The following is a 21,942-nucleotide window of genomic DNA, read 5'->3' as shown; positions in this document are numbered from 1 at the left end:
GCGATTCAGAAAAGAAGTGAACCGCTCTAGGGTCTGATTCAACTTCGTTGAATCAGACCCGTCGCTTCTTGCTCTTGTTTGAGCATGATCTTTTCCGAAAACCGCTTCACACTTTTCGGGATCATGCTCTAATCGTGGTTCGGGCTGCCGCCCGGCGGCCGGAACAGGTACATCAGGAACCAGACCGGCAGGATCACCATGGCGCCCACCATCAGGCTCGGCATGGCCCAGGACAGGCCGCGGCGCGCCAGATCCTCGATCTTCTCGTAGGAAAAACCGAATTCCTTGATCAGCATTTCGGGCGTGATCCCGAAATGGGTGAGGACCGTCCCGACGATCAGGGACGCCACCGCGATCTTGACCAGCGAGCGGATCAAAGGGTGAAACATCCGGTCCTCTTCGCAGGCGGGGCGCCTGCGGAGTGATTCGTCGCCGCAATCATAGTCGAAACGCCTTAATCACGCCTGTCCGGCGGGGCGGATGTTCAAATAAGTCAGGATTTCCGGCGATCTCAGCGTTCCGCCGGCGGGGTGGCGCCGGTCGGTGCACCGCCCAGCGCGCCGGGGATCAGCCGCTCCAGCGCGTCGCGCACCGTGTCTTTCGAATTGCCCCGGCTCTTGAGCGCGTTGAGGAGGGGGCTTGCCAGTGGCGAGCGCTGCATCAGGCTCTGGGTGTCGGGAAGGATGATCGGATCCTCCCATTGGCCTTGCACCACGAAAGGCAGTTCGAACGCGGGCTGCGCGTCGGCCGCGCCGCTCGAGGCGAGCGCTGCGACGCCACGCAGGTCGAAGTCGCGCGCCGGAATCGAGGCCTGGCCGCCGAGCCCGAGCCGGACCTTGGAGCCTTCCATGCTGACATTCTCGACCGTCGCCACCCCTTGAGCGATCTTGATGTCGACGTTGAGCTTTTCGAACGGAGTGCGGCCGTTGCGGAAATCGCCGGTGCCGGACAGCGGCCTCCGTTCGAGCCGTCGCAGCAATTGCTCGACGTTGAGCCCGATCATCGCGCCCTGGCGGCCCACAAGCTTGGCCGAGCCGTTCATGCTGCGGGTGAGCGCCAGCACGCTGTTGCCGGACGCGTCGAGGTTGAGCTCCATGTCGCCACGGCCATCAAGCCGGCGGAACTGGAACAGATCGTTCAGGCAGTTTTCGAGATCGACATCGACGAACTGCATCTGCGATTTGAAATCGGCGCCGCCGTCGGCGGCCGAAGCCGAGAGCGTGCCTTTCAGCACACCGCCGAAGGCCTGGGATTCGCCGATCGTGACGTTGAGCTTGCCGCCTCGCAGATTGAGCGCCACGGCGGTGCGTCCGAGCTTGGCGCGCTGAATCGCGATGCGCGCCGCGGAAAGCCGCAGATCGAGATCGAACCCGCTGAGATCGTCGAACGAGAGCGGGCCGCCATTCCAGTCGCGCTCGTTGGCGGTGAGCAGCCGGATCGTGCCGAGATAGGGCGTCAGATTCAGATCGTCGGCCGCGAGCGTGCCCTGCATCGAGCGCCGCCCGTCGGTCGAGAAGGTCAGCACGCCTTCGGCCACGTTGCCGTCCAGCTCGATGTTGACGGTGGAGAGCGCGATCGTACCCGAGGCGACGCTGGTTTTGGCCTTGATGGCAAAGCGGCCGAAGCCGCCGCCAACGTTGGGCTGGTAGCCCGCCCAGCGCAAAGTGTCGCGCAGTGACGCGGAATCGGCAGCGGTCGTGCCGTCGACTTTCAATGTCGGGCTGGTGCTGACGTTGCCGTCGAAGGCGAGCTTGATCGGTGGGCCACTCAACCGGACTTTGAATCCCGAACGGTCGCCCGCAAGCGCTGCGGCAAAATCGGTCAGCGTCACCGCCGCGTCGACCGGCTCGCTGTGCCACACGAAGCGGCCGGTGGCCGCGAAGCTCTTGGAGATCGACGGCCAGGCCAGCGCCAGATCAACGTCGCTGAGCGTCTCTTTGATGCCGCGCGCGGCATCGTTGACGTCGATAACGCCGTCGTCGATCCGGATTTCCGAGAACGACGCGACGTTGACCGGCCGGTTGGCTTTGGGGCCGAGTGCGCGCGCCAAAGTCTCGACGGTGGCGGCCCAGTTCGAGCGGCCGTCGCGATCATAATTGACTCTGATCCTCGGCTTGATCAACGCAATATCGGATATCTCGATGCGCCCCGTGATCAAGGGAATGAAGCGCAGCCGCGCGATCAGCTGATCGGCCACCAGAACCGGATTGGAATCTTCGCCGAGCGTCACATTGGCAAACGTGATGGAGCCGGTCGGAAACAGCGAAACGTCAACGTCGCCTTTCAGCACCACGTCGAGGCCGGTGACATTGCGGATCTCGGCTTTGGCCGCGTCACGCACGGTGTCGAACGGCATGAAAAACGAAACCGCGGCAAGTGCCGCGAAGCACGCCAGCACGATGGCGGCGACAGGGATGCCCAGGCGCTTGAGTCCGGTTGCCGCGGTCACAGATCGATCCGTGTCTATGCTTGAAGCCGGGGCAGTATAGCGCGCGGCCGTGGACAGGGAAAATGGCCGTTATCTGTGACCCTTTCGTGGCCGGTGCCCGGCCACGAAGTGCGCGAAGCTATCGCGATTTGCCGCAGGTCAGTTGTTCTTCAAAGCCACGCGGTAATTGGCTTCGGTCTTGGATTTGATCTCTTCCAGGCTGGTGCCCGGAGCGAGCTCGATCAGCGTCATTCCGCCGCCCCCCTTGCGGTCGATATTGAACACGCCGAGATCGGTAATAATCATGTCGACCACGCCGGCGCCGGTCAGCGGCAGCGAGCACGTGTGCAGGAGCTTCGCGTCAACGGAGCCATCCTTGTTCTTGGCCGAGTGCTCCATGATCACCACGACCTTCTTGACGCCGGCGACCAGGTCCATGGCGCCGCCCATGCCCTTCACCATCTTGCCGGGGATCATCCAGTTGGCGAGGTCGCCGTTCTCTGCGACCTGCATGGCGCCGAGCAATGCAAGGTCGACATGGCCGCCGCGGATCATCGCGAAGCTGTCGGCCGAGGAGAAGAAGCTCGTGGTCGGCAGCTCAGTGACGGTCTGCTTGCCGGCGTTGATCAGGTCGGGGTCTTCCTCGCCTTCATAGGGGAAGGGGCCGAATCCCAGCATGCCGTTCTCGCTTTGCAGCTGAACGCTCATGCCGGTCGGGATGTAGTTCGACACCAGCGTCGGAATGCCGATGCCGAGATTGACGTAGAAGCCGTCGCGCAGCTCCTGCGCCGCGCGTTCCGCCATCTGCTCGCGAGTCCAGGACATGGGTCTCTCTCCTTAAGCGAGAACTTTTTTGCGCACGGTGCGCTGTTCGATGTGTTTCACCGCATTGGGGACGTGGATCATTCGTTTCACGTAGACGCCCGGCGTGATGATGTGGTCGGGATTGATCTGTCCCGGCTCGACCAGGTTTTCGACCTGCGCGACCGTGTGTTTGCTGGCTGTGGCGACCATCGGATTGAAGTTCCGCGCGGTCTTCCGGTAGACGAGGTTGCCTTCGGTGTCGCCCTTCCAGGCGTGCACAATGGAGAGGTCGGCGACGATGCCGCGCTCCATGATGTACTTCTCACCGTCGAACACGCGCTCTTCCTTTCCCTTGGCGATGTCGGTGCCGACACCGGTGCGGGTGAAGAACGCCGGAATGCCAGCGCCGCCGGCGCGCAGCCGTTCGGCGAGCGTGCCTTGCGGATTGAACTCGATCTCGAGTTCGCCGGCGAGAAACTGCTGGGCAAACAGCTTGTTTTCGCCCACGTAGGACGAAATCATCTTTTTGACCTGCTTGGTCTCGAGCAGCAGGCCCAAGCCGGCGCCATCAACGCCAGCGTTGTTCGATACGATCGTGAGGTTCTTCACGCCGGCTTCGCGGATCGCCTGGATCAGTACCTCCGGGATGCCGCACAGACCGAAGCCGCCGGCCGCTATCAGCATGCCGTCCTTCAGCAGGCCGGCCAACGCCGCCTTGGCGTCGGGATACACCTTGTTCATGGACGCAAACCTCCCCACACGTTCCGCATAATCATGCAATTTCTGTACCCTGGACCGCGAACCGCGATCAAGCACCAGGTGGGCAGGCAGGAGGTCGCGGGAAGGGCCGTCAGCCGCCAGGGAGCAGACGCTTCGGGAAACTGAGGTCGGCAATCTCGGCAATCAGCTTTTTGACGATGGCCTGGCCGAACGAATTGAAATCCTCCGCCACGACGACGAACGCGCTCGGGCCGCCAACCACGTTGGTCCGGTAATATTCTGCGAGCCCGCCCGGCGGGTTGGTATGCTCCGGATTCCACGGCATCGGCCGTTCGCTGAGGATCACGAGGCCGTTGATCGTGACGCCCTTTGCGATGGCCTCGTCGCGGGCGAGCGTCACGTCGCGTCCGGAATTGTTGGTGCCGTCGCCGGATACGTCGATGGTGCGGCGTGGCGCCTCATAGGGCGCGCGTGCCAGGAGCCCCATGGAGAAATCGATGCCGCCGCTGATCGAGGTGCGCTCGGCGAACGAGCGGGGCAATTCGATGAGCTGGTCGCTGAACTTGCGCGCAGCGTCGGCGCCATCGATCAGGGTCCAGTCGATCACCACGCGCTGCGATGTGACGCCGGACCATTCGACGAAAGCGACAGCGATGCGGCGCATGCGGCCGGCGGTGATCGCCTCCAGCACGCGCTTGTCAGTGATCGCCGCCGCGTAGCCCTCGCGCTGCAACTGGAACTTGGCTTGGTCGACACTGCGGGAAACGTCGGACGCGAGCACCAGCAGCAGGTCGACTTCTTCGGCGGCTCGCGCCAGCGGCGCCAGCGTGATGATTGCAACCGCAATCAGCAACGTCCGAAGCGCATGCAACATGGGCATGGTCTCCACCCGTCCGCCAGCATACGCCGGCAGACTGAGCTTAGCCGTTTTCCAGCTCGGACGTCAGCCGTGGAAACCTGACAGACTGCATTGCGTCAGGTTCATCGCATCTCCAACAACGGCCGTCAGGCCGCCTTCGATGCGCCGGCTTTTCGCATCAACGACAGGAATGTGTCGGCGATCTCGTTCTCGTAGGGCGCCCATTCGGTATAGTTGATGAGCGGAACCTCCTGATCCTGGATCGGCAGCATGTGCAGCACCGCGCCGGGGATTTTGCTCGCCGCGAGCTTTCCGTTCACCGAGGCGTGGGTCTGGTCGTTGCCTGGAATGACCACGGCAGGAACCTTGATCGAAGCGAGGTCGGCGTCGGTCATGCCGAACACCTCCATTTTGGTCGAGGCGATGAACTGGTCCTGCCAGTTCGACATCACCTTGATGTAGTCTTGAGGGTTCATCGCCATCAGGCGGTCGCGCGTCGCGGGATTGGCGACGATGCGCTCCTGGTACTGCTCGGTGGCGCAGACTGCGGCCATGCCGCCCTGCTGCGCGGCTTTGATGAACATGCCGTAGTAGTTCTCCGGCAGGCGAGCGGCCGCGAAGGCGCCGCCGGTCACCCGCATCAGCAGCAGCCCGCGCGTGTCGTTCGGGAAGCGCACGTAATAGCGCATGGCTGTGCGTGCGCCCGCCGATGAGCCGCCGATGAAAGTCGGAACGGCGTTGAGCTGCTTGAGCAACTCGTGCAGGTCGTCGAGCCAGAGAATTTCCTCGGCAGTATCGCCCTCGATCAGCACATCGGACCGGCCGGTGTTGCGGCGGTCGTGAAGCACAACGCGATAGCCGGCGTTGGCAAGCTTGGTGGCGAGCGGCACGAATTCGTCGTGGCCGCGCCGTCCGCCGGTGATCAGCGCGACCCAGGGGCCGTGATCGCCGATGACCTGATAGAAAATATTCACTCCGCGGACTTTGGCGAACGGCATGACGTTTCCTCGCAATTTGTTACGGCGGCAGGGAGCAGGACGGCCGGGAACCCGGACGTAGGATGCGTCAGCCATCATAATCGGGCCGATGGCCGGCACCAGGGGTGGTGCACGGGAAGTGGCCCTATTCGGCGGCCATCCGCGTGCCTGAGAAAGCCACCTCGACCAGCGTGCCGGCGTTGACGCCGCTTCTGATCTTGAAGCGCGCGCGGTTCGCTTCCGCCAGAGCTTTGGTCAGCGGCAGACCAAGGCCTTGGCCGCCCGAACCCCAGCGCGACGACGTTGCGAGCTGCCGGAACGGCTCCATGGCGATGGTGAGATCCCGCTCGCTCATACCGACGCCGGTATCGCGCACGCGCAGCACCACATCGTGCTGGTCGTCGAGCGCCGTCGACACGATCACCTGGCCGCCGGCGCTCGTGAACTTGATCGAGTTGGACAGGAGATTCAGCACGATCTGGCGCACCGAGCGCGGGTCGGCAGTGACCTGCGGCAGGTCTTGCGGCAGCGAAGTACGGATGATGATGCGCTCACGATTGGCCTGTGGCTGCATCATCGCGACGCATTGCTGGGTGAGATCGTTGAGATTGACGTCCGCAAAGTTCAGCTCGAGCTTCCCTGCCTCGATCTTCGACAGATCGAGCAGGTCGTTGAGCAGCGAGATGACATGGCCGCCGGAGGCGTGGATGTCCGCGAGATACTGCTGGTAGCGCTCGTTGCCGATCGAGCCGAAGCGCTCCTGCATCATGATCTCGGAGAAGCCGATCATGGCGTTGAGCGGCGTGCGGATCTCGTGGCTGATCTTGGCGAGGAAATCCGATTTCGTGGCCGAAACCCGTTCGGCCTCCCGCTTTGCTGCGATCAGCTCCTGCTCGGCGCGTTTCCATAGCGTCAAATCGCGCGCGATGGCGCAGCGCTTGTTCTCGGCCGGCAGCGCACCGAAGGTGATGAACAGCGGGAATTCGGTGCCGCTGCTGCGTCGGCCGATCACGTCTCGTCCATTCGGCTCCGCCGACGGCTGGCGGTTGACGCTGTCGAGCATCTGTTCGGCGATGTGCTGATTGTCCTGAGCAAGCAGACTCGCAAACGGCCGTCCGGCGAGTTCGCGGCTCTGGTAGCCGAACATCACCTCGGCGCTGGTATTGATCGAGGTGATCTGGCCGTTCGCGTCGAGCAGCACCACGCCATCGGCGGTGGTGTCGAGGATGGCGCGCAATTCGCCGGCCTCGGACTTGGCTTCCCGCAGGGCCTGCTCAAAATTTTTCTTGTTGTCGTCGGTCCCGACGCTGGTCAGCATCAGAACCAGAGCGGATTCGCCGTTCCATGGCGAGGTGAACAGCCGCGCCTTCACGGGGACCTGGCTGCCCTTGTTGGTCGCGATCGTCAGCGCTTTGGAGCCGTTGTTGGGTGTCGGCTCGTCCCGACTGGGCCCGACGAACAGTGCGTCGAGGCCGCCCGCTTCCTCCAGCGCCGAAAGTTCGCCATAGCCGGTCCACTCCAAGAAGGCGCGGTTGGCGTAGATCAGCTTGTCGAGGCGGTAGACCAGGACGCCGACCGGCAAGCGGTCGAGGATCGGCCGCGCGTCGCTCGCCGAGTCTGCGGCAGCGGGCAGCGCCGGGTGTTCCGGCGCGCGCTCGACCGCGGGCGGAGGAGATGGGAGCTCGGCAGCAGGTTCTTCGGCAGGGCTCTGCGGCGAAGCCGCGACGGCTTCGGGTGCGATCGACGTCGGGCTTGGCGTCTCGCGATTTTGCGGCAGCTCGCGGCCGCGCAGCTGTGCGGTCAAGCGGCTGGCGAGCTCGCTGAAGGCCTTGCGCTCGATCGGCGAAAGCGCCGGCGGACCGTCGGTCGGTGCCGAGGGGAACGGCACCACATTCTCGGCCGAGGTAGAAGCGGGCGGCGGCTCGTCGCGGAATAACGACGGCTCGACGCGTGAAGCCGGTGCGCCAGGCGTCTCCGCGGCGCGGGCTTGTATCAGTTGGTTGAGCTGCGCCACGTTGCGGCAGATGCCGAAGCCGCGATAGCCGCGCAAGTTACGGTCGCGATCGAACACTGGAAGTCCCGACAGCTCGGCGTCGACCCGCGCATTGCTGCCTTCGACCGGGAACGACACGATGATGCCTGACCACGTGTCGCGCGAGGCAAGCGCGCGCTCCACTTGGCCCTCGGGATCGAGGCTCAGGGCCGTGGCGATTTCAGTCCACGGCCGGCCGAGCGTGGACGCTGGGCCTTTGCCGATCAGCGCAAGAAACTCGTCCGAGGCGATCGAGAAGCCCTGACCGGAATCCATCTGCCAGACGAACCGCAGCGGCGCGCGGCGCTCGCTCGCGATTGCGGCAGGCGAGGGGGGCGCTGCAGCAGGCTCAGCAGATGCAGGCTCAGCAGGCCCGGGCTCAGCAGGCGCAGCCGGCGTGGTTTGCGCCGTCTCAGGCTGCAACGGCGGAGCCTGGGGCGTGTCGGTCGCTGGCATTGGCGCCATTGTGTCGAGCGCAGGAGCAGCGGGCGCTTCGCCGTTCGGCGGCTCGACTTCAGTTTCAACTCTGACCGGAGCGGGCGCAGCGACCGTCTCGCGCGGCGTCAACATCGCAAGCAGAAGTGTCGAGGCATCGGCTCCGACGCGCTGGAGCGTCATATCGGCTTCGTTGATTGCGCCTTCGGCGCGGCCGGAGGCGAACGCCTTCTCGGCAAGCGGCGTCGCGTTCAGTGCAGCAAGCGAGGTGTTATTGCCGAGCAGTGCGCCGGCGGCCGCTGTCGCAGAGAGAAGCGCGCCATCGGCGGCAAACAGCGCGGCGGCCGCGTCGGTGCCGGCGAGCAGCCGTTTGGCCTGCTCACCGAGCGAAAGCTTGGGTCCGGCGGCTTCGGTGCTGACCACGAGGATCGCCGGCACCCGATCCGTCATCGTGATGCGCGCGCAGTTGCAAAGCAGTGCGCCGCCGAAACGACCGCCGAATCCACGCAGTCGCTCGAGCCGCGGCGTGGAGCCGTGCGGTAGCGTTCCGGCAAGCCGCGCGATTTGCAGCGCAGCCGAGCCCTTGGGGTCGATGGTGTGGCCCTGCAGTGCCGCCGGCGAGGCAGCGTTGAAGATTGCGGCCGCGGTCGGATTGCCCCACAGGATATGGGTCGCATCGGCGCTCCACAGCCATACCGGCACTGAGCCGGTTGCGTACGGCGCCAACCGTGGGTCGCTGAGATATTCGAGCGGAGACTTGGTCTCACTCACCACGCACGTGCCCCGCAAGTCCAATAACGGTTCTGACCGATTTTAGGGAAATCGTCATAGTCTCAGGGGGTCTCGAGGTCCACGCAGTGTGGGGTTTCCGGGCCGGGTGATTGAGCCTAACCTTAATTAGGGTGACCGATGATCTTTTTGGGCCACCATGCGTTCTGTAGTTAACGCGCTGAACAACAGCCCGTCTCATGGGGAGGAAGCACCATGACCGACAATCCATTCAACACCATGTTTCCGCCTGAGATGCGCGCCTTCGCGGAGCAAAGCGTGGCCCAGGCCAGAAAAGCCTTTGATGAACTAATGGCCGCAACCCAGCGCACCATCTCGACCTTCGAGGGTCAGACCGGCACGGCGCCGTGGGGCTTCCGTGGGCTTCAACAGAAGGTGGTGACGTTCTCGGAGCGTAATATCGCGGCGTCTTTTGACTTCGCGCAACGGCTCCTGCACGCCAAGGATGGCGAGGAGGTCATGCGCCTGCATGCCGATTTCGTCAAAGCGCAGATTCAGGCGCTGACCGAGCAGGCCCGGGAACTTGCTCAAAGCGCTGGCGCTGCTGCGGCGCCCCCGGCCGGCAACGGGAAAGGCACCGGTTGACTACCGAGATACCGATAAATAGCTGTCTTTACTTATAGAATCGGCCGCAGATTAAAATTTATATTGCACTGCAATATTGATGTTGCATTGCAGCAATACCCCGCCTATATTCCGCTTGAAATTAGCCGCACGGGTCAACGACCGGGCGGCACTGGCGCTCCGGACAGGGACAAGGCGGCGGTCCGGAAGCCTATTGAGATCGATGCGGCCGCCTGATCAACACGACAGGAAGGTGAACGCCATGTCCGATATCAGCACCAGCAAATCGAAATCGAAGTCGTCCGACGTCGAATTCCCGAAGTTTGAGATTCCGCGTTTCGAAATGCCGAAGTTCGAAGTCCCGTCCGCATTCCGCGAGTTCGCGGAGAAAAGCGTCACCCAGTGCAAGGACAACTGGGAGAAGATGAAGGCCGCCACCGAGGAGGCGACCGGCGTCATCGAGGATAGCTACGCCACCGCGAGCCGGGGTTTCACCGACTACGGCCTCAAGATCATCGAGGCCGCGCGCGCCAACACCAATTCGAGCTTCGACTATGCCGGCAAGCTTCTCACGGTGAAGTCGGTGTCCGAGGCGATCGAACTGTCGACCGCGCATCTGCGCGGCCAGTACGAGGCGTTCAGTGCCCAGACCAAGGAGCTTTCGGCGTTGGCCCAGAAGGTCGCAACCGAGACCACCGAGCCGCTGAAAGCGACCATGAGCAGCGCCTTCAAGAAGGCGGCCTGATAGAGGTCACATCGGCGCCTGCGGGCGCCGCATGGCGAGCAAGCCCGAGCTCACGGCTCGGGCTTTTTCGCGCTTAGGCCCTGACATCCTCTGCTCAGCCAGGAGGACTAGCCGCCAATGTAGCGCCACGGGGCGGGGCGTGCCGGTCGCTGGCGCGAACCTGGGCTGCCTGACCGCCCGGCATGAGCTACATTTAACCGGCAAATCCGCCCGTTGGCTTGCCAAGCCCGGCCTTTGCTCCTAGTTTCCGCCCCGCTCACGGCAGGCGCAGGAGTAGCTCAGTTGGTTAGAGCGCTGGTCTGTGGAACCAGAGGTCGGTGGTTCAAATCCACCCTCCTGTACCAAATCGCCGCCGCGACGCCTTCCACAATTATCGTTCGCTGAAAAAGCAAAACCGCCCCGCAGGTTTCCCCGCGGGGCGGCTGTCACCGAGCCTGTCAGGCTGCGGCGGTGTTATGAGCCGCGCCCGGATCCGATCCAACTTCGTCGAATCGGATCCGTCGCTCCTTTGCTTGGTCAGGTATGATCTGTTCCGAAAACCGCTTCGCACTTTTCGGGATCATGCCCTAGGTCGCGCAGATCAGTACCGGCCCTTCACGTATTTCGGCGCCCGGGCATAGGCGTCGGCAGGTTCAGCCTGGCCGTACACCTGGAGCGGGCCACCGCGATCACAGTTACACGTGATGTCGCGCCTCTCGCCGGGCAGCTCGCGCTCCTCGACGATGTGCTTTCGCTCAGTGTGGTACTTGTGCTCGACGAGATTGACGAAGGTGTTGACGTTCTTGGTGTCAACGTTGTGCTTCGTCAGGACCAGTTCTTTCTCGATAATCGTGTGGTTGTGCTGAATCGTACCAATATTGCGAGTCTCGTTCTCGCGGATGATCAGGTGATTGGTCTCGATCAGGCGCTTCGTCGGGACCACGCTCTGGGTCTCGATGACCCGTGAGTGATCGACGTCACGCGTTTGCTTCAACACTTCGGTCGAGTCGTAGTTCGGCCGAGGCTGCGGGCACTTGTAGCAATCGTTGCGGTAACCACCGCCGCGGTCGCCGGCCATGGCCGGGGTGGCGGCGACTGCGAGCACAACAGCCAGCAGAGCCCCCTTGCACACTGTGAGGTACTTCATCCAACGCTCCCTAACAAAAAACGCGGCTCATCCCGCGCAAGTGACACGGCTCAGAACCTGGGCTGAGCCCCCCATGGCCTCCTCACAGTGCGGTCAACCTAGCGGCATCTTTACGGTTTGTTAATCGCAAATTTTGTGGCTAAGTCATTTTGTTTGTTGATCTATTTTGGGACAGCAAGGTGTCGGATCAGGGTGGGTTTTCCACGCGTTTTCCACAGCCTGCCCGAGCCTCGCGCGAGCGTCGAACAGCCCGCGAATCCAGGAGAAATGCAGGATCGCTGGCGGCTCGCATCAGCCGCCGTCAGGATTGTTGCCGCTGTGGAAATGTCCGTCGGTGGGCGTTCAGTTTTCCGTCTTGATACCGGCCTTGGCGACCAGATCACGCACGCTGTCGATCTCCGTGGCAACGCGCCGCGCCAGTTGATCGGGGGTGCCGGCCACGACTTCGAAGCCCGCTTTGCGCGCGGCATCCAACGCCTCCGGACGGCGCATCGCGGCCTGGCTCGATTTTACGAGCACATCGACCACGTCCTGCGGCGTGCCCGCCGGAACGAACAGCGCGTTGAAGGTATCAGAGACGAAATTCGGATAGCCGGACTCGATCATGGTCGGCACGTTGGGCAGCGAGAACCAGCGCTTCTCGCCGGTGACCGCCAGCGCCTTGAGATCTCCGGACTTGATCAGCGGCTCCGCCGCGGCGAGTGCAACAGAGGCGACCTGGAGCTGGTTGGCGAGCACGGCTTGCGCGGCCGGACCCGCGCCGCGAAATGGCACGTGCACCATGTCGATGCCGGCACGCAGCTTCAGTTGTTCGCCCGTGAGATGCGACTTGGTGCCAGCACCGGGGCTGCCATAGCTGAAGGTGCCGGGCGCAGCTTTCACGCGGGCGACAAGATCGGCCACGGTGTTCATGCCGGAATCCGGACGCACCACCAGCACGTTCGGCGCGTTGACGAGCTCGGAAATCGGGATGAAGTCCTTGATCGGATCGTAGGGCAGGTTCTTGAACAGCGCGGGGTTCACCGAGATCGCCGTCGACGTCATCAGGACGGTGTAGCCATCGGGCTTGGCGTGCGCGGCCTGACCCATACCGATGTTGCCGGCAGCACCGCCGCGATTGTCGACGACAAGGCTTTGCCCGAGCGTTTGCGGCATGAAGGTCGAGAGAATCCGCGCGATGATGTCCACCGGTCCGCCGGGCGCGAACGGCACGATCATCGTGATCGGCCGGTCGGGATAGCCGGCGAATGCCGGCGTGCTGAACGACAGCAGACCCGCGATCAATGCCGAAGCAAAACCGTGCCGCTTGCCCATGGTTGCGCCCTCCCGAATTGTTGTTGTGCTTTCTATGATCGAAACCGCGCGCAAAACCAAGTGCACGCTCTCGGCAGCGGCGTCATTCCAATGTAATGTTTGCCGCCTTGATGGCTGACATAGGTGCCCGCATGAGCAATCCGACGCCGCAGCAGCTCGCACAATCCGGCACGCTTGAGGAGCTTTATTCGCAGCTCTCTCCGATCCGCATGGGCGCGGGCTGGGCGAAGCCGACGCCGTCGCTGTGGGCCGAGCCCAGGAAGAACTTTCAGCCCTTCGTGTGGAGCTATGCGCAGGCCAAGGGCGCGCTTGATGCCGCAGGCCGGCTGATCAACACCGAGCTGGCCGAGCGGAGAAATCTCATCCTGCAGAATCCCGCCGAAGGTTACGCCACCTCGCGAACCATCGTTTGCGCCTATCAGATGATCATGCCGGGCGAGAAGGCACGCTCGCACCGCCACACGCCGAATGCGCTCCGTCTCATCGTCGATGCCGAGCCCGGCGCCTACACCATCGTCAACGGCGAGCGGCTGTCGATGATGCCGGGTGACGTGGTGCTGACGCCGAACTGGTGCTGGCACGGTCATGGCAATGACAGCCGCGCCTGCGCCTACTGGCTTGACGTGCTCGACGTGCCGCTGGTGCATCTGCTCGAGCCGATGTTTTTCGAGCCGCATCCCGACGACTTCGAGAAGGAAAGCGTGGTGCCGAATGCGTCGCCCATGCACTTTCCGTGGCATGAGACCAGAGCGCGGCTCGCCGATGCTGCATCACGCAGCGACGGCCACGCCGCGGAGGTCGCGCTCGATGCGGCGCTCGACACCATGGCGCTGTCGATGATCGGTCTCGCCGCCGGTCAAAGCACTAGGACACGCAAGGTGATGGCCAACAGCGTGTTCGGCGTGGTGCAAGGGTCGGGCACGACCGAGGTCGAGGGCGCAAAGCTCGCCTGGAACCGCGGCGATGTGATTGTGGTTCCGTCATGGCGCGAGCACACCCACGCGAGCGACAGCGGCGCGGTGCTGTTCCGTGTCACCGACGAGCCGGTGATGCGCAAGCTCGGTTTCCTGCGCGAGGCGGGCAGCGCGCACTAGGTTCCTCCCGAACGGATTGAGATGCGATTTGATGCGGCACGCGCTGGGGCTCGCCATTCTGGCTTTGCTGATGCTTCCTGCAGTCGGGCAGGAACAGCCAAAGACACCCGCCGAGGCGGCCAAGCCCGCCGAACCGGTGGATTCCGCAAAGCCTGCCGAAGCCGCGAAGCCCGCCGACGCCCCCGCGGAGCCTGACAAAAATACATCGGCCGACAAGACATCTGCAGACTTGGAACCGCCGGTTGGGCCGATCAAACCGGTGTCGGTGACCGATGCCCAAAGATCGGTCTGCCTCCTCGTCGAGTCTTCGGCGCGCGCCAACGGTCTGCCGGTCGAGTTCTTCGCCCGTGTGATCTGGCAGGAGAGCCGGTTCCGTGCCGACGCGGTCGGGCCGGTGACACGCAACGGCAAGCGCGCCCAGGGCATCGCCCAGTTCATGCCTGGCACCGCGGCAGAGCGGCAATTGCTCAATCCATTTGATCCGATCCAGGCGCTGCCGAAATCGGCAGAATTTCTGCGCGATCTGCGCCGCCAGTTCGGCAACCTCGGGCTCGCGGCCGCAGCCTACAACGCCGGCCCACGCCGGGTGCGCGAATGGCTGGCGGGGAGTGGCCCGATGCCGTCGCAGACGCGGCATTATGTCTATGCGATCACGGGCTCCACCGTGGAGCAGTGGTCGAAGGGCGGCGATGCCACCGTCCAGAAGCAGCAGGGCGGCGCCGATTGCGGCGTGCTGATCGCGACACTGAAGCGCGCACCCAACAATCCGTTCGTCGAGGCGCTTGAAACGCGAGTGGTGCAAGGCACCAGACAGCCCTGGGGCGTGATCCTGACCGCAGGCTTTTCGCGGCAGGCGATCCTTGGCCACTACGTGTCATTGGAGCGATTGCATCTGGACGTGATGGCGGGTGTCGACCCGATTATTGTCGAGCAGCGATTGCTGTCACGTGGCACGCGGCCGTTCTACCAGGTTCGGATCGGCGCACCGAACCGAGCGGCGGCTTACGACATCTGCAATCGCATCCGCCGCAACCACGGTGCTTGCGTGATTATGCGAAACCCGCCGGCGAGGGGATAACGCAACTACGGCGATATTGAATCTCGATCTTGCCGTCATATGGCGGCAAGGCCGCGCTCGATGCACGACCATGCTTTGCGCGAACCAGATCCTGCCCGCGCCCAGTTCGACCGAAGTGAGCGGTTCGGCCGCAGGCTTCTGACCAGGCTTGGCGCTGGTCATGACGTCCCCTTTGGTCTTGAATTGCCGCACTGGGTGGCAGGACTGTGCCATCAGCACAGCCACCCCGTTGCGGCGAGCATGGCTGGCATGCGTCATGCAGGCCTGTTGCGCGATTTGAAAGCGAGCGGGAGCAAGCCATGAGTTTTCGACGTCAAAGCCTGATCGCCATCGGCATGCTGCTGTTGGCCGGCATCGCCGCGCAGGCGCAGCCCGAGAATTATCCGTCGCGACCGGTCACTATGGTGGTGCCGTTTCCGGCCGGCGGGCTGACTGACGTGCCGGCACGGCTCGCGGCGACGATGCTGCAGGAAAAGCTTGGCCAGGGTTTCGTGATCGAGAACCGCACCGGCGGCTCGGGTGTGGTCGGCGCGGCTTACGCGGCGCGCGGCACGCCTGATGGTTATACGCTGTTCGCCAATTCGCTCGCCGACACGCAGAATCTGCACTACCTGCCGGTGAACTACAGCCCGACTGACGATTTCGCGCAGATCGGCTGGATCGTCGACGGTCCGCCGCTGGTGGTGATCGTCAATGCCAAGCTTCCATACAAGACGTTCAAGGAATTTCTGGCCGACGCTGCGGCCAATCCCGGCAAATTCAGCTTCGGCACCTCCGGCCCGGCTTCATCGCCCGGGCTGTCGCTGGCGCAGTTGAACTCCATGGCCAAGACTCAGATCACGGCGGTGCCGTATCGCGGCTCGGGCGATGCGGCGGCCGCAGTTGCGACCGGCGCGATTCAGGGCGCATTCACGTTCTTCTCGCAGGGCAAGCCGCTCGTCGACTCCGGCAATGTGCGGCCTCTGGCGATCGCGGCGCCCAAGCGCATGGAAGCCTGGCCTGACGTGCCGACCATGGCGGAGCTCGGCTTCGCCATCGATCAGCGCGGTTTTGTGGGGCTCGCGGCCCCGGCCAAGACGCCGAAGCCGATTGTCGACTTTCTCAGCAGGCATTTGAACGAAGTGCTGCAGACCGACGTGTTCAAGAAGCGGATGGCCGAGCTCGGCATGGCGCCGCCTGCGGCCGACGAGAACACGCCGGAAAAATTCGACAAGTTCATGCGCGAAGAGGTTGCACGGCAAGGCGCACTGGCGGAGTTGTCGGGTCTGAAACTCGCCGCGCCCAAGTAAAGAACGCTCAGTTCGATTTCTGCTGCCCGATCATTTGCGCGACCACGGCCTCGGCATCGGCCGGATCGGCATTGCCGCGCCAGGCGATGTGCTGATCCGGCCGCACCACCACGATATCGCGTTCGTAAAGATCGCGCGCCACGGCGCCGTCGACGTCGATGGTTTTCACCGGCACGTTTTTCTTAGCAAACGCCGCCAGCAGGCCATCGGCTTTCGCGGGCTTACGCCCAAGCCGCAGCACCGTGAAACCGGTCCCGAAGCGGTCGAACAGCGAGTCGCCCGCTTCGTGGCGCTCTCCGATCCACACATGCGGCGCTCGGCCGCCTGGCACGCCGCTCGGCCGGTAGTCGAACAGATCATCGGCGGGCGGTGGCGTACCGTCTGACACCGTGATTGACGAGGAGTCGTAGCGCGCGCCAAGCTGCACGCCGAGCGACGCGAATTCCGGCCGGCCGCCGCTGAGATATTCGCCGGCCACGCGGCGCGCTGCGTCGCCCGCGGCGGAGGTCTGGCCGATCTCGGGCGCAACCGGCGTGGCGTTGACGTTGCTGTTCAACGCCTTGGAGGCGCCGGTGTTGCGGAACGCGACCGGCTGCCGCTCGGCCTCGTAACTGTCGAGCAGTTGCGCCCCGCCCCAGCCCTGCACCATGGCGGCGAGCTTCCAGCCGAGATTGGCCGCGTCATCGACGCCGGTGTTCATGCCGAAGCCGCCGGTCGGCGTAAACAGGTGCACGGCGTCGCCCGCAAGCCAGGCGCGGCCCGCGCCGAATTTCTCGGCGACAAAAAACTGTCCGGCCGTCCAGGTGCCGTGGCCGACGAATTCGACCGCGATGTCGTGGCCGACGGCGTCGCGGAACGCCTTGGCGATCCTCGCCTCGTCGGGCTCCTGATCGGGACGATCCAGCTTGGTCGTAAAGAGAAACTCGGACTTGCCGTCGACCGCGACGATATTGGCGCGGATGTGGGTGTTGACCACCCAGTATTGCCAGCAGCGCGTCCGCGCGACCTTCGGAATGTCCGCCGCGCGAATGTAAGTCGAGACCATCGGCCCGCCGAGATACGGCTGCATGGTCGGCGTCTCGCCGCGATAGGCGTAGCCGAGCTGCTGCCGCACGATGCCGCGTGCGCCGTCGCAACCCGCGATGTAACGCCCGCGGATGGTTTCGCGTCGGCCGTTCGCGAGGTTCTCGATTTCGGCGGTGACGCCGTCGGCATCCTCTCGCCAGCTCGTGCACTCATGGCCGTAGCGTTTGTCGACCAGCGCGCAGGCCTGCACCTGGTCGAACAGCACCGCTTCGGCGTGCATCTGGTTGCAGCGGTAAAGCGGCTCGACCTCCTGGTCGTCAGCGGGCGCCGCGGCGCGCGCCGCAAGCTTCTCGCCCTCGGACGGCATCGTGAGGCGCGCGAGCTCCCAGCCGTCCAAGGTGGTGAAATAGGTCACGTCGGTCTGCAGGTCGCGCGGCAGGCCAACGGCGCGCACTGCATCGACGATGCCGAGCCGCCGGTAGTGCTCCATGGTGCGGGCGTTCTGCGTCGAGCCCTTGGGGTGCCAGCGCGGGCCGGTCTCGCGGTTGATCAGCGTGCTGCAGACGCCGAGCGCCGCGAGATTCAGTGCCAGCATCATGCCGACCGGGCCGCCGCCGACGATCACCACTTGATCTGCGTTCGTCGCGGCGTTCATGGCTTTTACGCGTGGTCCTTTGCTTCACGCCACCTTGGCGAGCTTGTTGCTTCCGATGTCCAGCTTGAACAGCTTGACCGCGTTGCCGCCCAGGATGTCGCGCTTAGCCTTTTCCTTCAAGAATGGCAGGTCGTAGATCGTCGACGGCAGGTCGAAATCCCAATGCGGATAGTCCGACGAGTACAGCAGCTGGCTGTCCGCCTTGATGCACTTGAAGGTTGCTTCGAGCAGGCTCATGTCGCGTGGAATTTCCATCGGCTGCGACGTGTAGAACATGTCGGTGATGTATTCGCCGGGCAGCTTCTTCAGGCCCGGGCACTCCGACGAGCGCATCATGTACTCGTTGTCGAGCCGCTGGATCATGAAGGGCAGCCAGGCGAGCCCGCTCTCGATCCAGATCACTTTCAGCTTGGGAAAGCGCTCGGGCAGCGCGTTCAGCACCCAGTTGGTCATGTGGACCATGTTGTACCAGACGAAGCCCAGCGCATGGACCGAGATGAACTTGTTCATCAGGCCCATCGACTGTTCGCCCCAGTTGTATCCGGCGTGGAAGGCGAGCGGCAGGCCGGTCTCCTCGATCATCGAATAGAGCCGCATGTAGCTGTTGTGATGCACCGGTTTGAAACGCACCGAGGTGATCATGAAGCCCGACACGCCCTTCTTCCCGGCGAATTCCTTCACCATGCGGATGCTGGCGTCGGGGTCGTTGAGCGGCAGATAGACCATTGAGCGGATGCGCGCTTCCTCTTCCAGCACGCGCTCGCTGAGCCAGCGGTTGTAGGCAAAGGACAGCGCGACCTCGGCCTCGACCTGCGGATGCAGGCCGAGCTGCAGCATCGGCGAGGGGAACAGCACTGCGATGTCGACGCCCATCGCGTCCATCCAGCGTCGCGTCAGCGAGATGTCGCGGTGCACGCCGGGCTCGGGCTTCTCGATCCTGCGCAACGGATAGCGGATGGCGCGGCCGCCCATGTCCTGGTAGCCGACGCCGCCCGGCATCACGCCGACGCCCTTGGAGTTGCCGGAGTTCGCCATCTGGGCGAGCTGCTTCATCACCGGGTCGGACATGTATTCCAGGATCTCGTTGAACGACTCCAGCTCGTAGTGGTGCGAGTCGACATCGATGATCGGGAACTGATCATACTTGCGTTGTTTCGCTTGGCGCGCCGCGTTGGCGAGCATCTTGCCGGAGTCGAACTCGTCGACCTTCATGCGGCGGTCGTTGCTGAGCGGCAGTTCCATGGTCGTGCTCTTTCGTCCGGATGTGAGTCAGATCGATACGAAAACGTCGTCGCCGCGGCGGACCACGCTGTACTTGCGAAGGCGCAGGCGCCGGTCAGGCACGCATTCGCCGGTCTTCAGATCGTATTCGTAGCCATGCCACGGGCAGACGAAGTTGACCTGGCTGTCGGAAAATTTCTGGCCGACCCAGGTCTTGTCCGGGCCGATCACGTCTTCGACCTGATGCATGATCAGGCCTTCGCAGGCCGGGCCGCCCTGGTGCAGGCAGAGGTTCGAATAGGCGTAGAACTCGCCTTCCCAGTGGAACACGCCGATGTCGTGGGCGCCGTGCTGCACGATCTTGCGTTCGCCGTCGGGAAAGTCCGCAACCTTGGCGACAAAAACTTCAGCCATAACGTGCTTCCTTCCCGCTTTTCATTCGCATTATTCGAGCGCGGCGCTCATCTTAACCCGCAGGTTAATTCATAGGCCGCAGGTTTTGTCCGGGCAAGCATGGACCCGCGCCGTTCTCACGAAGCTCTTGCGCTTCGAACCTCGGCAGCGCCTTGGCCGGCAACGCGCTTCAGCACGTCGAGCAGCGCGATTGCGGCCGGAGCCAAAGGAACGTCCGAGCGCGTGACCGCGATGATCGGCGCGGCGAAGAGCTGCTCCTTGACCGGGATCGTCGTCAGGAGCCGGTTGGCAATCGGCGACGTGGTCCACTGCGCCGGCGCCATGGCCAGCAGATCGGAATTGGTCAGACACGTCAGCAGCGTCAGCGCAGATTGACTCTGCAATGCCACGGTCGGAGCAGGCAGGCGATAGCGCTTGAACAGGTCGCCGAGCTCGCTCTCGGCACGCGGCGTGATCGACGTGGTGATCCATTCGGCACCGCCGAGCTGCTTCAGAGACGTTACGTTCTCCATCGGATGTCCGATGCGGCACAGCACGGCCCGTTCGCCGGAAAGCACCATCTCCTTGCGCAGCGTCTGCGGCAGCTTCAATCCTGGATCGGGTCCGACGTAGAAATCCACGCTGCCATCCAGCAGGCCGGGCGCGAGGGTCGGATAAAGGCCCTCGATAATGCGCAGGCGAACCTTTGGATAGCGATTGCGAAACGGCCGCAGCGCCTTCGGCAGCAGCCGCAGATGTGCCGCGATCGACAGTCCGACCGTCACACGGCCGACCGCGTGGCCCTGGAGCTGGGCGAATTCATCCTTGGCACGTTCGATGTCGTTGAGGATGGCAGCGGCGCGTTTGGCGAACGCCTCGCCAAGCGGCGTTGCCACCATGCCCTTGGCGCGACGTTCGAACAGCGGTGCGCCCAATTCGCGTTCCAGCTCTGCGATGCTGCGTGAGAACGCCGGCTGGGCCACGCCGAGGTGCCGCGCTGCGGCGCGCAGGCTGCCGCGCTCGGCAATCGCGGCGACGTAGCTGAGTTGGGCGAGTTTCACGGCACGAGTTTAGCGATATCAAATTGGCATCGCTATGCGTTTCTTGACATCTCCTTGCGATCCCAGGTCTGGCGTAGAACAGCCCAGTCAATCGAACGACCAAGCCGGGAATCGTTGATATGACGCTGATTAGCCTTCGAGCCGCCGCATCCCGTCCGAGCGTCGACGATCTCGTATCGCGCGCGGATGCGATCCATACGCTGGTTCGCGCGGAAGCGGAACGCTCCGAAGCCAATCGGGTGGTGGCGCCCGGGGTCGTGGCGCGGATGCGCGAAGCAGGTCTGTTCCGAATTCTGCAGCCTGCGGTGTATGGCGGCTACGAATACGGCTTCGATGCGCTGGTCCGCGCTGTCGCGCCGGTCGCGGCGGGTTGCGGATCGGCCGGCTGGGTGTTCAGCCTCGGCATCGTTCATCAGTGGCTGGCCGCAACGTTTCCGAGAGAGGCGCAGGACGAATATTGGTCCGATCCCGACGCCATCGCGGCGGGCTCATATGCGCCCGTCGGCAAAGCCGTTGCCGCCGATGGCGGTTATCGCCTCTCCGGCAATTGGAGCTTCACCAGCGGCTGCGATCATGCGCAGTGGCTGTTTCTTGGCGGCATGATTCCGCCGGCGAAGGACGGCGCTTCGCCAAGGCCTGCGTTCTTCCTGCTGCCGCGCGCCGACGTGAGCTTCGACGACAACTGGTACACGATGGGGCTCGCCGCCACCGGCAGCAAGAACACCATCGCCGATGACGTCTTTGTCCCCGCGCATCGTGTGGTCCCGATCGCCGACCTGCTCAACGGCACGACGCCGGGTGCGGCTGTTCATGACAATCCGCTGTACCGGCAATCGATGCTTTCGGCGCTGCCGTTTGCGCTGGTGACGCCCGTCTTCGGGATTGCCGAAGGCGCGCTCGCGGATTTCATCGAGATGGCCAAGGTGCGCACCACGCGCGGCGCCGTCGCCGGCGGCAACAACCGCATGGCGGAGTTCGCCACGGTGCAAAGCCGCGTCGCGGAAGCAACCGGCTCGATCGACGCCGCGCGGCTGATGATCTTTCACGCGTTGGAGCAGGCCATGGGCGCGGCGGAGCGTGGCGAGCAGGCCGATCTTGATCTGCGGCAGCGCAACCGGCTGGCCCAGGCGTTCAGCGTGCGGCTCGCAATCCAGGCGGTCGATGCCTTGTTCCTGGCGTCGGGAGGACAGAGCATCTTCACCGGCAAGCCGATCCAGCGCGCCTGGCGCGATGCCCATGCCGGAGGCGTGCATGTCAGCATGAACTGGGATGCCGTGAGCACGATGTATGGCCAGCATGCGCTTGGCCTCGAGCCCAAAGGTCAATACTGAG

General features: G+C 63.9%; 19 protein-coding genes and 1 tRNA gene. 7 read left to right on the top strand and 13 right to left on the bottom strand.

The window, feature by feature from the left end; all coding sequences use genetic code 11:
- Positions 1 to 128: 128 nt before the first annotated feature.
- The 7 genes from RHPLAN_RS33085 to RHPLAN_RS33055 all read right to left on the bottom strand — a co-directional run bounded on the left by RHPLAN_RS33085 (position 129) and on the right by RHPLAN_RS33055 (position 9,026).
- On the bottom strand, positions 129 to 389 hold the full coding sequence (locus tag RHPLAN_RS33085) for a DUF6460 domain-containing protein (RefSeq protein WP_068027749.1): 261 nt from the start codon (positions 387 to 389) through the stop codon (positions 129 to 131).
- A gap of 122 nt (positions 390 to 511) precedes the next feature.
- The gene (locus RHPLAN_RS33080) at positions 512 to 2,449 is read right to left on the bottom strand and encodes an AsmA family protein (protein WP_068027748.1); all 1,938 of its coding nucleotides are present in this window, start codon (positions 2,447 to 2,449) and stop codon (positions 512 to 514) included.
- Between the two features lie 138 nt (positions 2,450 to 2,587).
- Complete coding sequence (locus RHPLAN_RS33075) at positions 2,588 to 3,253, bottom strand: CoA transferase subunit B (RefSeq protein WP_068027745.1); 666 nt, start codon at positions 3,251 to 3,253, stop codon at positions 2,588 to 2,590.
- A 12-nt stretch (positions 3,254 to 3,265) separates the two neighbouring features.
- Entirely contained in the window at positions 3,266 to 3,973 is a 708-nt protein-coding gene (locus RHPLAN_RS33070; RefSeq protein ID WP_068027742.1) for a CoA transferase subunit A, read from the bottom strand.
- A gap of 109 nt (positions 3,974 to 4,082) precedes the next feature.
- The gene (locus tag RHPLAN_RS33065; protein WP_237179959.1) at positions 4,083 to 4,832 is read right to left on the bottom strand and encodes a DUF1194 domain-containing protein; all 750 of its coding nucleotides are present in this window, start codon (positions 4,830 to 4,832) and stop codon (positions 4,083 to 4,085) included.
- 125 nt (positions 4,833 to 4,957) lie between these two features.
- Positions 4,958 to 5,809 (bottom strand): alpha/beta fold hydrolase, encoded by an 852-nt coding sequence (locus RHPLAN_RS33060; RefSeq protein WP_068027736.1) that lies wholly within the window; start codon positions 5,807 to 5,809, stop codon positions 4,958 to 4,960.
- A 124-nt stretch (positions 5,810 to 5,933) separates the two neighbouring features.
- A complete protein-coding gene (locus RHPLAN_RS33055) occupies positions 5,934 to 9,026 on the bottom strand; it encodes a PAS domain-containing sensor histidine kinase (RefSeq protein WP_157100639.1) in 3,093 nt (1,030 codons plus the stop codon).
- 213 nt (positions 9,027 to 9,239) lie between these two features.
- Here RHPLAN_RS33055 and RHPLAN_RS33050 point away from each other — a divergent pair, with 213 nt between their 5' ends.
- The 3 genes from RHPLAN_RS33050 (at position 9,240) to RHPLAN_RS33040 (ending at position 10,697) form a co-directional block, all read left to right on the top strand.
- Positions 9,240 to 9,629: a phasin family protein gene (locus tag RHPLAN_RS33050; protein ID WP_068027733.1), complete on the top strand. Its 390-nt coding sequence runs from the start codon at positions 9,240 to 9,242 to the stop codon at positions 9,627 to 9,629.
- Positions 9,630 to 9,870: 241 nt separating this feature from the next.
- The gene (locus RHPLAN_RS33045; protein ID WP_068032219.1) at positions 9,871 to 10,353 is read left to right on the top strand and encodes a phasin; all 483 of its coding nucleotides are present in this window, start codon (positions 9,871 to 9,873) and stop codon (positions 10,351 to 10,353) included.
- A 267-nt stretch (positions 10,354 to 10,620) separates the two neighbouring features.
- Positions 10,621 to 10,697, top strand: a tRNA-His gene (locus tag RHPLAN_RS33040).
- Between the two features lie 236 nt (positions 10,698 to 10,933).
- On the opposite strand, the gene RHPLAN_RS33035 is transcribed toward RHPLAN_RS33040, so the two are convergent.
- Positions 10,934 to 11,479, bottom strand: a complete 546-nt coding sequence (locus RHPLAN_RS33035) for a hypothetical protein (protein ID WP_068027731.1) — start codon at positions 11,477 to 11,479, stop codon at positions 10,934 to 10,936.
- Positions 11,480 to 11,821: 342 nt separating this feature from the next.
- Positions 11,822 to 12,793 carry a Bug family tripartite tricarboxylate transporter substrate binding protein gene (locus RHPLAN_RS33030; RefSeq protein ID WP_068027728.1) on the bottom strand — a complete coding sequence of 324 codons (972 nt, stop codon included), beginning with the start codon at positions 12,791 to 12,793 and terminating at the stop codon, positions 11,822 to 11,824.
- Between the two features lie 131 nt (positions 12,794 to 12,924).
- Between RHPLAN_RS33030 and RHPLAN_RS33025 the strand changes: the two genes are divergently transcribed.
- The 3 genes from RHPLAN_RS33025 (at position 12,925) to RHPLAN_RS33015 (ending at position 16,254) form a co-directional block, all read left to right on the top strand.
- Positions 12,925 to 13,887: a cupin domain-containing protein gene (locus RHPLAN_RS33025; RefSeq protein ID WP_068027726.1), complete on the top strand. Its 963-nt coding sequence runs from the start codon at positions 12,925 to 12,927 to the stop codon at positions 13,885 to 13,887.
- A 31-nt stretch (positions 13,888 to 13,918) separates the two neighbouring features.
- Positions 13,919 to 14,965: a lytic transglycosylase domain-containing protein gene (locus RHPLAN_RS33020; RefSeq protein ID WP_068027722.1), complete on the top strand. Its 1,047-nt coding sequence runs from the start codon at positions 13,919 to 13,921 to the stop codon at positions 14,963 to 14,965.
- 299 nt (positions 14,966 to 15,264) lie between these two features.
- Positions 15,265 to 16,254 carry a Bug family tripartite tricarboxylate transporter substrate binding protein gene (locus RHPLAN_RS33015; protein ID WP_068027719.1) on the top strand — a complete coding sequence of 330 codons (990 nt, stop codon included), beginning with the start codon at positions 15,265 to 15,267 and terminating at the stop codon, positions 16,252 to 16,254.
- Positions 16,255 to 16,261: 7 nt separating this feature from the next.
- On the opposite strand, the gene RHPLAN_RS33010 is transcribed toward RHPLAN_RS33015, so the two are convergent.
- The 4 genes from RHPLAN_RS33010 to RHPLAN_RS32995 form a co-directional block, all read right to left on the bottom strand.
- Entirely contained in the window at positions 16,262 to 17,935 is a 1,674-nt protein-coding gene (locus RHPLAN_RS33010; RefSeq protein ID WP_068027716.1) for an FAD-dependent monooxygenase, read from the bottom strand.
- A 24-nt stretch (positions 17,936 to 17,959) separates the two neighbouring features.
- Positions 17,960 to 19,177 (bottom strand): amidohydrolase family protein, encoded by a 1,218-nt coding sequence (locus RHPLAN_RS33005; protein ID WP_068027714.1) that lies wholly within the window; start codon positions 19,175 to 19,177, stop codon positions 17,960 to 17,962.
- A 27-nt stretch (positions 19,178 to 19,204) separates the two neighbouring features.
- Entirely contained in the window at positions 19,205 to 19,570 is a 366-nt protein-coding gene (locus RHPLAN_RS33000) for a Rieske (2Fe-2S) protein (RefSeq protein WP_068027713.1), read from the bottom strand.
- Positions 19,571 to 19,686: 116 nt separating this feature from the next.
- On the bottom strand, positions 19,687 to 20,610 hold the full coding sequence (locus tag RHPLAN_RS32995) for a LysR substrate-binding domain-containing protein (RefSeq protein ID WP_068027712.1): 924 nt from the start codon (positions 20,608 to 20,610) through the stop codon (positions 19,687 to 19,689).
- A gap of 119 nt (positions 20,611 to 20,729) precedes the next feature.
- On the opposite strand from RHPLAN_RS32995, the gene RHPLAN_RS32990 reads away from it, so the two are divergent.
- The gene (locus tag RHPLAN_RS32990) at positions 20,730 to 21,941 is read left to right on the top strand and encodes an acyl-CoA dehydrogenase family protein (protein ID WP_068027710.1); all 1,212 of its coding nucleotides are present in this window, start codon (positions 20,730 to 20,732) and stop codon (positions 21,939 to 21,941) included.
- The last annotated feature ends 1 nt before the right edge of the window (position 21,942 follow it).

Source organism: Rhodoplanes sp. Z2-YC6860 (assembly GCF_001579845.1).
In the GTDB taxonomy this organism is placed as follows: domain Bacteria; phylum Pseudomonadota; class Alphaproteobacteria; order Rhizobiales; family Xanthobacteraceae; genus Z2-YC6860.
This window is presented reverse-complemented; position numbering and strand designations above follow the sequence as displayed.